This window comes from Bacillus hominis, from assembly GCF_018332515.1.
Lineage (GTDB): Bacteria > Bacillota > Bacilli > Bacillales > Bacillaceae_G > Bacillus_A > Bacillus_A hominis.
In genome coordinates, this window is record NZ_BOQD01000017.1 from 1 (window position 1) to 10,166 (window position 10,166).

A 10,166-nucleotide genomic window follows, 5' to 3' on the forward strand; every position below is an offset into this window, starting at 1 on the left:
TTAAATATATACCAACGTTAGTATTGTTTATTTTGGCTTTCATTTCTTCTGTTATGTTTGTATTGAATAACGGAATGGGAGAGCTGATGATAGCAGTCTTCTTAGGACTTGTAGCAGTAGCGAACTTTCTCTTACTACTTGCGTTAAAAGTAGTTCGTATGATTGTTGCAAAAGGAAAGTAGAGCATAGGAATTCGATGCTCTACTTTTTTATTTATAAAAAAACCCCTCACAAAGAGGGGTTTTAATGTGGCAAGAATACCAATTGATAAGCAAACAAAATTCCAAATAAATATATAAGTGGATGAACAGCGCGGAATTGTCCTTTTGCCACTTTCATAAGAGGGTATGAAATAAATCCAAGTGCGATCCCTGTTGAGATACTTGATGTAAGTGGCATGCTTAAAATTACTAAAAATGCTGGGAATGCTTCATCGAATGTGTCCCAATCAATATATCGAACTGAACCCATCATAAGACTACCAACGATAATTAGTGAGGGTGCTGTAATAGCTGAAACGCCAGAAACCGCGCTCACTAAAGGTCCGAAAAATGCTGCTAATGCAAATAGAACAGCTACTGTCACAGTTGTTAAACCAGTACGGCCACCAGCTGCAACACCAGCAGATGATTCAATGTAAGCTGTTGATGGTGTCGTTCCGAACATAGCTCCAATTGTTGCTGAGAATGAGTCAGATAGAAGAGCTCGTCCTGCTTTTGGAAGCTTTCCGTCTTTCATAAATCCGCCTTGTTGTGCTACACCAAGTAATGTTCCTGTTGTATCAAATAGTGTAACGAGGAAGAATGAGAACACAACGCCGTATAATCCGTAATTAATTACATCAGAAACAGCAGTAATTGGATTTGCAACGATAATTCCTTCTGGTAATCCAGGCATTGACGTAACGCCATTTGAAAATGTTAATTGACCTGTGAAGTAAGCGATAATACCAGTTAATAACATTCCGATAAATAATGCGCCATTTACATTTAAAGACATAAGGATAATTGTAATTCCAAGGCCAGCTAATGCTAGTAGAACCGGAGCAGAGTGAAGATCGCCAAGGCCAACTAAGTTTGCATCATTTTTTGTAACAATTCCTGTTAAGCGCAAACCGATAAAAGCAATAAAAAGACCAATACCAGCAGTAAGTGCATGTTTTAAGTTTTCGGGAATTACTTCCATTAATTTTGTACGGAAAGATGTGAATGATAACAAAATTAAAATCATACCTGCTACGAATACAGCAGAGAATGCAATTGCGAAAGTCATGCCTTCATGGGCTTTTACAACAGAGTAAGAGAAGTAAGCATTTAATCCCATACCCGGTGCAATTGCGATTGGTAAATTTGTAAAGATCGCCATAAATAATGTTCCGACAACAGCTGCAATAATTGTCGCTGTAAATGCTTGTTCAAACGGAACACCTGCATCCCCAAGGATGACAGGGTTTACGACAATAATATATGCCATTGTTAAAAAGGTAATAATACCTGCCATAATTTCAGTTTTAATAGAAGTTTTATGTTTTGAAAGGTTAAACATATAAACATCCTTTCTTTTTACGAATAATTTTCACAACAGTTATATATAATATTCGTTTTTTATCTATTTTGCAATAGTTTTGCATAAAAACTTTAGAACAATTCATATTTTATGTCTTAAATTCGAATATTAACCTTATCAATGAGTATGAATTGCGGTTTTTTAATGTGTAAGTAGTTTTTATCATTGTGCACATTATAAGGGAAAAGGAGTTGAAGAAAGTTATGCCGCAGCAAAAAAACTTTTTAACAATGCCTGCGCAACATCAAAATAAACAGCCTGGCATTGAATCGTTAATGAATCCTCTTCCAAAGTTTGAAGACCCAAATTATAAAGGAAGTGAAAAGTTAAAAGGAAAGAATGTATTAATTACGGGGGGAGATAGCGGGATTGGACGCGCTGTTTCCATCGCCTTTGCAAAAGAGGGCGCAAATATTGCGATTGCTTATTTAGATGAGGATCAAGATGCAAATGAGACGAAACAACTTGTTGAAAAAGAAGGCGTGAATTGTGTATTACTGCCGGGGGATTTGAGTAGTGAACAACATTGTAAAGATGTTGTGGAAGAGACCGCCCGGCAGCTGGGAAGTTTAAATGTTCTTGTGAATAACGTCGCACAGCAATATCCGCAGCAAGGACTAGAATATATTACAGCGGAACAGTTAGAAAAAACGTTCCGTATTAATATTTTTTCTTATTTTCATGTTACAAAAGCAGCACTCTCTCATTTAAAGCAAGGGGATGTAATTATAAACACAGCATCTATTGTTGCGTATGAAGGAAATGAAACGTTGATTGATTATTCTGCAACGAAAGGAGCAATTGTTGCTTTTACAAGGTCGCTATCTCAGTCCCTTGTACAAAAAGGAATTCGTGTAAATGGTGTTGCACCAGGTCCAATTTGGACACCTCTTATTCCATCTAGTTTTGATGAGAAAAAAGTATCACAGTTCGGGAGCAATGTTCCTATGCAAAGACCTGGTCAGCCGTATGAATTAGCGCCTGCATATGTATATTTGGCGTCTAGTGATTCGGCCTATGTAACAGGACAGATGATACATGTAAATGGGGGCGTTATTGTAAATGGATAGTTTTCATTTATAAGAGCAAAGTAAAGCTAATTGCATTTATCCCGCTATTTGCGGGCAGTAAGACTCCTACCTCAAAATTCGGTGAATGCAAGGAAATTAGGTGGGAGATAACTGCCCTTAAATGCCCGGTTGGTGAAGGCTAATACTCAGTAGGGGATGGACAAAACCCCCACCGAGTAAAGTTTCACCTTATTATGATGTTAGTGCTAGGGAGGATTTAGATGAAGAAAGTATGGTTTATCGTAATCCTATTTTTCTGCCTACCAGCTAGCGTTTTTGCTAATACAGATCATTTAATATTAGTTAACCTTACGACAAATCAGCTATCTTTTTTTGAAGATGGAAACTACACTAGGACATTTCCGATAACGACAGGAAGAGATAGGACCCCGACGCCTGAAGGTAATTTTTGTATTATAACTAAATATAAAAATAAAGAATATCATCGTAAAAAAATAGCTGGGGGTGCACCGAATAATCCTCTCGGTACGAGGTGGCTCGGTCTGGATAAAAAGGAATATGCGATTCATGGGACAAATCGGGAATGGACGATTGGAAGCAGGGAATCGAATGGTTGTATTCGCATGCATGATCGGGACATACAATGGTTATACGACCGGGTACAATTACAGACGAAAGTAATTATTTCTCGGTTTTATACGAGTCCTGAATATGAAGCACATAAGCTTGGTTATCGTGTTGTGAGCTGGAATGGTCGTAAAGTGGAAGAAGAACAAATTGGAATGCTTACGTTAGTAGATCGTGTAAATATATATTGGCAAGAACCGAATGGGCAATTGACGAAAGTAAAAACGGTATTGCCAAATGAAAAATATACAGTGTATTCCAAACGAAAAGATGGAATATATTATATAGGAAACAATTTGTATATTGCAGATGAAACAGGAGAAAAAATTCGTTATGAGCAATTACCTTATTCGATTTTAAGTAATATATATAAAAGAAAATATAATGTTCCGTAATAGCTACCGTGTATAGGCGGTAGCTTATTTGTGATGAAGTTTAATTCGAGTGTTTTCATTTTTTTGATTATGAGTCCATACCAATCGCGGGATAAAAAAATTGAAACAGCAACTATTATATTTTGCTGAATATAATACAGTACAGATTGGGAGGCGGTTACAGTATGAAAAGTGAATTTGCATTTAAAATTTTCTTAGTAACGACCTGTTTATTTATCGTGTATTTGTATGCGTTTCTTGTCTTTTCCTTTTATGTTCCATATGTTGATTTAATATTGTTCTTCGGATTTATCTGGGCGTTTGTTAAAGCGAGGGAAGGGGAGAAGAGTATATACCGACGTATTACTTTGTGCGGGACGGTTCTTCTCGTTATTTTGTACTTTTTTATGATGCATGATTTCTGGAGAGGAATGTAAAAAAGCATACGACTAATCGTATGCTTTTACGTTTAAAATTTTGGCTTAAATGTATGACAACAAGTTTCTACACTCGTTGTTACAGAACTTTCTAGCGTCTCGTTTGTTAAAGTTGCGCCTGTATATAAACTGTTTTCAATTTGATCTGCTTCTTGTGCATCAGGTTGAACAACGATCGCACTTGCTTGACAAAAATTACCTTGTCCCCAAAATGAGCAATTGGAAACAGAGCATTTTACTTCTGGCATAAAAACCCCCTCCTTATACATTAGTGTGGGATTTTACCCGGATTTCATGTATAGAAGGAGTTTCCTTTTCTCGTTATTTCTTCGTTTGCTCAAGCCATTCTTTTAATTTATCTTTCGGTTGTTCCCCGCTAATACGGCTCACTTCTTTGCCATCTTTAAAATGAATGATTGTTGGAGTTCCTTTAATTTTATATTCATCCCAAGGAGCATCTAGTTTTTCAATATCCATAACTTTCATATCAACGTTCAAGTCTTTAGCCATTGGTACTACGATAGGAGATAATTTTTGGCAATGAACGCAAGAGGTTTGATAAAAGTATACTGTTTCTTCTTTTTTCTCTTTTAAATTCTTTTGGAGATCTGAAAGAGAGATTTTATTTGTGTAGTAGTCAGGACCATCTGTTGGACTACTAGTAGGATTATTAAGTTTTTGACTTTGACTTGTGGATGCGCTTTTTTCTTCCATTTGTGTTACAGCGAAAATTGCTGCAAACAAAGCGATAATAATACCACCAAATATAAGCATTTTTTTCATTCTTTCATCTCCTTATTTGTTTTTAATTACAATAAAGCTGCAAATAGCGATTGTGATAAAGCCAATAAGAGCTAAAAACGGGATTGTCACAAAGCCGAACCAGTTTATGTATTCTCCCGTACAAGGTACGCGTCCGCAAGCTGCTCCTGCAGCTGATAGTGCTGAAAGTTTTTGAATTGCATAGTGATATAATGAAATACAAGCACCAATACTTGCAATTGGTAAGGAATAACTTGCAATGCGATAATCTTTTTTTACTACAGCAATGCCGAGCCATAAAACGAATGGATACATAAAGATACGTTGATACCAGCAAAGGACACAAGGCTCAAATTTCATGATTTCGGAAAAGTATAGGCTACCTAGCGTAGCAATAAAAGAAGCTCCCCATGCAGTAAATAAAGCATACTCTTGCTTTTTTTCTCGTCCCATATTTTATACCTCACTTATAATAGTTACATACTAAATTATAGTATGAAGTAGTACAGAAAAGAAAGAGAAAATATGTTTATCAATAAAAGTTTTGTAAAAGGAAACTTTTATTGATATAAAAATGTTCAAAAAAGCGCCATTCTCTTAGAGAGAATAGCGCTATATTTTACATTTGAATTTGCTCTACTTCTTCTACATGTGACTTTTGGGATGCATGGTCAATATATTGAAATAGGAGCTGCAATTGTTTATCAACTTGTGGTAGTTCTTTACTGTATTGATAAGCGTGTAAAAAGTGTTCAATACGTTTAGAAAATAACTGATCATTCGTTTGAACCATTAAAACGAGTAATTTATCCCAATTACAGCAATACGTGTAATAGAGAGCTTTGTCATAGTCGTTATATGTTTGCACTGTGTACCCTCCTTACTTGAGGAGTTATATATAGTGTGTGACAAGCAAGGAGAAATACACTTGAAAGAATTTGTTAAGAGAAAAAGTGAATGAAAAGAAAAAAACGAGGTATCTCCTCGTTTCTAAGCTTTTGGCATTGGCGTAGGTGTTGGTTTCCCATATCCTTCTTTGTACTTATTATCAATATAATTACGAATTTCAAGTGTTGATTTTCCTTTTTGTTTCATCGAAGCAGATTCAACTGCGATTTCTAGGCAATTTACACAAGTTGTTGCATGGGAATCCCAAACAACTTCACCATTCTTTTTGATTTCACGAATAAAGCAATTTTTATTATTTTTATGCCCTACACTTTCGCCACAACCGCAGTAACAAGGGATCCAATCTAATAGTTCAGCATTTTGTCCAGCGACAGTGTAGATGTCTTTCATTTGTGGATCAAGCTTGTCTAGGAAGGTTGGAAGTGTGTCGACTCCTTTTGTCTTTTCTTGAATGTCAGCTTGCTGAGTATGCGTGGCATGATCATGCTCTTCTTTTGATTCAGAAGATTTTTTGTCATTTGTACCAGTACTCCCGCATCCAGCAAGAATTAGGCTCAGTACTGCAAGTAAAGAAAATACATACTTTTTCATTCGCTTGTCCCCTTTACAAATGTATTAACCAAATTGTATCAAATATCATGGTGCGTTGGGTGAAGATTTTTTCGACTGATTTTTGAATCGCCACCGCAGTGAATGGAATAGAAATAAAATCGGGATATAAGCGTATACAATATATAAGCCGGCCTGAGAAAGTACGGTATTTAATGTATTGATGCTTTCCCTGTTTGTGAAAAACAGAGATGAAACAAATATAGTCGCGATAAACAATGGTAATGTAATGTTAAATGGTATGTGAAAAGAGTATTTACTAATACGACAAGAAGACCAAATGGTTAAACAAAGATTAGGTAAAATAATAAGAAACCAGATGAAAATAATAATGTATTCAAATCGCTGAATGAATGGCACTTTAATAATTTTTAGCATCGTTAAAGTAGGCCAAATTGTATGATGCAGTTGCCCCTGACTATAGTACATAAGGGAAACGATTGCTAGTATTACATATAAAATAGTTGTGAAAGCAATCCCGCCATGTGCCCATTTATGTAGTGATTTTCCCTTTTTAATAAGTGGATAAAAGATAAGAATTGCTTCAAATCCAAGAAACTCTAATGCAGATGCTTTCGCTGAATATAGAATGTCTGCAGGTGAATGGGTGAAAATAGGTAAAACATTACGGACATGTGCGTATTTCATAGGGAAAACTAAGAAGAATAGTACGAAAATTGGTATTATGACGCCCCAAAAACACATTCCTGTTACAGAGCGGAAGCCGCCTTTTATTACGTAATACGTCACGAGTAAAAATAATAATGTTAATTTCCATGGCTTAATTGTAGGAAAGACCCAAACTTGAATGACTTCAATATATGTACGAAGCACAGTAAGGCAAAATAAGAGAAGATATGCGGCAAAGCACATAGACAAAAAGGTTCCAATCCATTTTCCGAAACATGTCGTATGAATGGTCATCAAATCATTGTCTTTATCTAACATCTTTAACATACAAAACAGTACGATATGAGTTAAGACACCCGCAACAATAAGGGAAATCCAAGAATCATAACCAGCATATTGTGCAATAACTCGTTGGTATCCTAACACGCCTACTCCAATTTGAAGAGAGTGTAATAAAAGAAATGTGAAATAAGGGGAAACAGTCATTGTTTTATTTTGCTCAGCCATTGTAACACCTCACTATTCTCCGATACCAGATTGCACAACATTGATTTGTACGTGAACAGCAACATCTACATTAGGGTACATTTCTTGAATTTGTTTTATAGTCCATTTTCTTGAATGACTACGAATTTCTTCCCGTATCCCTATCGGATCGACCTCTTTTTCTTGGAATTGTTTTATTAATTCGTTTAAATGTTTCTCAACTGTTTTTTCTACATGTTTTTTTATGTAAGTTATGTTTTCGTTTTTCGCTAAATCAAGCCAGCTTGGAGCGCTTTTTATGAGTCCGTTTAATTTTAGGTGAATATGAACTTTCGGCATGTCACCAGTATCGGAAATGTAACAAACGCTCTTTCCAGATAAGTTTTGAGTGGCAATTAATCCTTTATGGTTACCTTGCTGTATTGGAACTTCGTAACGACCATTTGTAGTTGGATTAAGGAGTAATTTTAATAAAAAAGATCCTTTTTTATCTGTGTACATAACCACTTTATCCTTTTTTAAAAAAGCGAGTCCTTTAATGGAAGCGGACTTGTCTTCATCCATTTCAATATAAGGAAGAAATGGATCGCATCCTGATGAATAAAAGTTATATAAAAAAATATTTAAAGCAGTCCGTGGAATCGTTTCGGTTTCTATGTTTTGCTCCAGTAAGTCAGACAGATATAGTGATCCATTTGTTTTAATATGTTTGAGCAGTTTTTCTGTAGAACCGTCTACCAGTGCTAGTTGAACATCTCGACCAATATTAGGATCACGTTGCAAATTATTTATAATATCGCCAATTCCATGTTCGCCAATGGATTTTCCAAAAAGCACAACACGCATTTGACCGACAGCGATAGTATGAGGCGATTTTGCATTTAGTCGTGAAGATATTGTTTCAATCGTGCCAGCAGTAGTTGACTGAGTTTCTGGTTTTGATTGAACGCCTTTTGTGTAATCGGGATATAAAATCGTCCCGCGAAATTGTTTGTCTTTCGTTATATCAAATCCACCTACATGAATCATTCGCTGTGTGTCTACTATATTCGGTTGTGTACATCCCGATTGGAAAATTAAAACGATAATAGCAAAGCATAATAAAATATTTTTCATTTTTCTTCACCATCACGTTTCCTTTTTGCATTGTTTGGATCATAGCGCCATTTCTTTTTCGGTCTCAGAAAAGAGGAACGTCCAGCAGTTTGACTAAATGGCAAGCGAAGGAGCCCCTCTGCAGTTCCTAAACCTCGAAATGGGTATAAAGGTAATAAATAAGGTGAACCAAGTGATTTTAAGCGAATTAAATGAGCTAATATGAATACGAATCCGACGATAAGACCTACGCCGCCAAATGCTCCAGCTAAGATGATGAGAGGGAATCGTAATATTCGGATGGTAGAAGACATTTTTACTGTTGGTGTTGTAAAAGACGCAAGTGCAGATAACGCAACCGCAATTAATAAAATAGTGCTCGTTAAAGCCGCTTCAACAGATGCTTGCCCAATTACGATTCCTCCAACAATACCAATTGTTTGGCCGACTTTAGTTGGTAAACGTGCTCCAGCTTCACGCAGTAATTCAATTGTAATTTCTAAAAAAAGCGCCTCTAAAACAGGTGGGAACGGTACGTTAGCTCTAGAATAAATAATAGGACCAAGTAAATCAGCCGGAATCATTTGATAATGATACGTCAATACAGCTGTATAAATAGCTGATGAAAATAGAGAGAATGCAGCTCCGAAAAAACGAACCATTCTAAGAAATGAGCCTGCTATCCATGGTAAATAATAATCTTCTGGAGAGACGAAGAAATCGAGTAACGTCGCCGGTCCGGCTAATGCATAAGGCGAACCGTCTGTTAAAATAACAACGCCTCCATTAATGAGTGCATAAACAGAACGATCTAAGCGCTCTGTAGGTAATAAGACAGGGAAGGGCGAGTTACTGTTATCGCTAATAAACTGCTCAATCATAGTGGCATCGAAAGGAACATCAAAGTCAATGTCTTGTAGGCGCTGCATTGCAGTATTGACGTGCTGTTCATTTGTAATGCCTTCGATGTAAGCAACTACGACCTTTGTTTTTGACATAGAGCCAACGACAACTTCTTTGAAAACTAATTGCTCCATTACGATATTTCGGCGAAGTAAGTGTATATTTGTATCGATATTCTCAACGAACCCGACTTTTGGACCGATGACACTATATTCATTCTCTGTATCGTTATATAACCGTGTACCTAAAACTGAACTTTCAGCACGAATAAGCGCATATTCTGCTGCTTGAGAATCATTCTTTAGCTGTATGAGTACATACCCACCTAATAATTTTTCACGAATATCATCAATAGAAGGATTGGTGATAATCTCTTCGAGTGTGACGATATTTGCTATATCACTTATATTTTCAATGTGATCTAATTCTCTTTTGATAGGTGTCAAAATGAATCGATTAATGAGGAGTGGTTCGGCTGTAGATTTATAATAAAACAAACACAATGTTCCATCGTCTACTACGTTATAAGACACGAAATCACTGGATTCTTTCATAGTGTGGATAAACTCCGGAATAGAACAGAGTGCTTTTTTCTTCTTTTTAGGTGACAAACGGAACATTTTCTCCCCCCTTACATACATCATTTACTTGTGTTAGTTTTTGGGAAAGACGGGAATTTATACTTAAAAATTGAAAGTTTATAAAGTGAAACTTTAATCAGTGGGGGGGTTGTTCAT

The 10,166-nt window shown here is 36.2% G+C and carries 13 protein-coding genes; 4 read left to right on the forward strand and 9 right to left on the reverse strand.

Annotation, left to right across the window (positions count from 1 at the left end):
- Positions 1–182: sugar ABC transporter ATPase (locus KI356_RS02585; RefSeq protein WP_212934726.1), on the forward strand; the 182-nt coding region annotated here is incomplete at its 5' end.
- 61 nt (positions 183–243) lie between these two features.
- Here the strand turns inward: KI356_RS02585 and KI356_RS02590 are convergent.
- Positions 244–1,545 (reverse strand): NCS2 family permease, encoded by a 1,302-nt coding sequence (locus tag KI356_RS02590; RefSeq protein ID WP_128283116.1) that lies wholly within the window; start codon positions 1,543–1,545, stop codon positions 244–246.
- A 224-nt stretch (positions 1,546–1,769) separates the two neighbouring features.
- Between KI356_RS02590 and KI356_RS02595 the strand changes: the two genes are divergently transcribed.
- The 3 genes from KI356_RS02595 (at position 1,770) to KI356_RS02605 (ending at position 4,035) form a co-directional block, all read left to right on the forward strand.
- The gene (locus tag KI356_RS02595) at positions 1,770–2,636 is read left to right on the forward strand and encodes an SDR family oxidoreductase (protein WP_128283193.1); all 867 of its coding nucleotides are present in this window, start codon (positions 1,770–1,772) and stop codon (positions 2,634–2,636) included.
- A gap of 221 nt (positions 2,637–2,857) precedes the next feature.
- Complete coding sequence (locus KI356_RS02600; protein ID WP_128283117.1) at positions 2,858–3,619, forward strand: L,D-transpeptidase; 762 nt, start codon at positions 2,858–2,860, stop codon at positions 3,617–3,619.
- 164 nt (positions 3,620–3,783) lie between these two features.
- A complete protein-coding gene (locus KI356_RS02605) occupies positions 3,784–4,035 on the forward strand; it encodes a hypothetical protein (RefSeq protein ID WP_002010684.1) in 252 nt (83 codons plus the stop codon).
- Positions 4,036–4,067: 32 nt separating this feature from the next.
- Here KI356_RS02605 and KI356_RS02610 read toward each other — a convergent pair whose 3' ends face one another.
- The 8 genes from KI356_RS02610 to KI356_RS02645 form a co-directional block, all read right to left on the reverse strand.
- The gene (locus tag KI356_RS02610) at positions 4,068–4,283 is read right to left on the reverse strand and encodes a DUF1540 domain-containing protein (protein WP_128283118.1); all 216 of its coding nucleotides are present in this window, start codon (positions 4,281–4,283) and stop codon (positions 4,068–4,070) included.
- 73 nt (positions 4,284–4,356) lie between these two features.
- On the reverse strand, positions 4,357–4,818 hold the full coding sequence (locus KI356_RS02615) for a thioredoxin family protein (protein WP_128283119.1): 462 nt from the start codon (positions 4,816–4,818) through the stop codon (positions 4,357–4,359).
- A gap of 12 nt (positions 4,819–4,830) precedes the next feature.
- Complete coding sequence (locus tag KI356_RS02620; RefSeq protein ID WP_002159213.1) at positions 4,831–5,250, reverse strand: disulfide formation protein C; 420 nt, start codon at positions 5,248–5,250, stop codon at positions 4,831–4,833.
- Positions 5,251–5,416: 166 nt separating this feature from the next.
- Complete coding sequence (locus KI356_RS02625; protein ID WP_128283120.1) at positions 5,417–5,665, reverse strand: YhdB family protein; 249 nt, start codon at positions 5,663–5,665, stop codon at positions 5,417–5,419.
- A 122-nt stretch (positions 5,666–5,787) separates the two neighbouring features.
- Positions 5,788–6,297 carry a PCYCGC domain-containing protein gene (locus KI356_RS02630; RefSeq protein ID WP_088095236.1) on the reverse strand — a complete coding sequence of 170 codons (510 nt, stop codon included), beginning with the start codon at positions 6,295–6,297 and terminating at the stop codon, positions 5,788–5,790.
- 45 nt (positions 6,298–6,342) lie between these two features.
- Positions 6,343–7,452, reverse strand: a complete 1,110-nt coding sequence (locus tag KI356_RS02635; protein ID WP_088095237.1) for a GerAB/ArcD/ProY family transporter — start codon at positions 7,450–7,452, stop codon at positions 6,343–6,345.
- Between the two features lie 12 nt (positions 7,453–7,464).
- Positions 7,465–8,547, reverse strand: a complete 1,083-nt coding sequence (gerYC, locus tag KI356_RS02640; protein WP_128283121.1) for a spore germination protein GerYC — start codon at positions 8,545–8,547, stop codon at positions 7,465–7,467.
- Positions 8,544–10,049, reverse strand: coding sequence for a spore germination protein (locus tag KI356_RS02645; protein ID WP_128283122.1), 1,506 nt, complete (start codon positions 10,047–10,049; stop codon positions 8,544–8,546). Before KI356_RS02645 ends, gerYC begins: the two co-directional genes overlap by 4 nt.
- Positions 10,050–10,166 lie beyond the last annotated feature (117 nt).